Annotated in this window: 2 pseudogenes; one reads left to right on the top strand and one right to left on the bottom strand. The window is 46.5% G+C overall.

The features are described 5' to 3' along the window. Positions 1–476, bottom strand: a pseudogene (locus BLO43_RS16235) (hybrid sensor histidine kinase/response regulator); the annotation flags it as partial. A gap of 475 nt (positions 477–951) precedes the next feature. Between BLO43_RS16235 and BLO43_RS16230 the strand changes: the two are divergent. Further along, positions 952–1,272, top strand: a pseudogene (locus BLO43_RS16230) (hypothetical protein); the annotation flags it as partial.

The raw sequence follows: 1,272 nt of genomic DNA, 5'->3' as shown, positions 1-1,272 counted from the left end.
TCGTACAAGCCTTTGATGGCAGCGAAGGCCTGTTTTTCCAGATTGACCAGATTGTCGGAATTCCTTTGCGATTGCCGCAGCAGGTCAAGTTCGTGTTCGCTGAATCCTTCACGGCGCATCAGCTCCATCAAGGAGACGGCACTATCGTGCGTGGGCGACGGCCGCATGTTTACATCCCAGTAGGTGATCGGATAATCCCGAGGGCGGGGCAGTTTGCCGTTCCGGATGTCGAGGATTTCGAAAAAGAATCGTTCATAGATTGGGTCGCCGGTGGTGACATAGCTGCGGGCCATCTTGGTGAGATCCTCGGAACTCCGGAATAACTCATTTGCGAGCTGCAGGGATTTGTATTGCTGGCGCTCGGCGGCGGTGATCTCATCCAACGTGCCGAGCACCTGGGAGGAAAGAAAGATCAGCAGACTGAGTCCCAGTACGGTGACGATAAGGCAAAAATTGATAAAAACACCAATTCGCATGTATTTCCTTTGAATCTGGTTGATGCAGGCCACTCGGGCCCGTAAGGCTATTTTCTAATCGCACTCTGATCGCGTCACTCATGATGGAGTGCGAATTCATTCCGTATATATGCCGCCAAAGGCAAACCACGTCACATCCTATTGACAAACTCCAGCCCACGGCGGAATCTTACGGATTCTACGAGAGTTTCCTATTGGACAGAAGTACGGTTCCATGGGGGATTAATAGATATGTTTTTAATCATAAGGTTAAAAAATTAATCTCCTTAACCGAGTCCGTTAGGAGATATTTTTCGTTTGACTTTTCAGAACCAGCGCGACTGTCAAGTTTCATCCGCATCCTATCTGTAATACATTTAAGAACAGTTCTCCTACACAAAATTTATAATTTGTGGGTATTTAATAATGACTTATGGAAATAAACAATGCATGATCCAAAACGTCAGGTTAATAAATATAAAGGGAATTTTCAGAGATGAAATATTTTGAAAAAATAATACATAAAGGGATCGGCCATAAAACAGCATTAGTCGAAAATGCTTCACAAAGAAATGATCTCTGGAAACAAAGAGAGAATTTCTTTGTCCAGGCAATGTTGCTGGCGGTATTGATAGTCGGTTATTTGTTTTTGTCGCCTTCGGCGAGCGCAACGGATGTGCAACCCATGACGAGCGCAACGGATGTGAAGCCTACAGCGAATCCATCTGATTTCAAACTTCCGAGCGGGCCCAAGTGGGCGCTTGACGAGACCCGATGGTTTACTGCGGGGATCGGTTTCCGCGGTTCGGGCATATGG

The sequence above is a fragment of the Nitrosospira sp. Nsp13 genome, assembly GCF_900101945.1.
Taxonomy (GTDB): domain Bacteria; phylum Pseudomonadota; class Gammaproteobacteria; order Burkholderiales; family Nitrosomonadaceae; genus Nitrosospira; species Nitrosospira multiformis_D.
The sequence above is the reverse complement of the archived record's forward strand: the minus strand, read 5'-3'. Positions and strand labels throughout refer to the sequence as shown.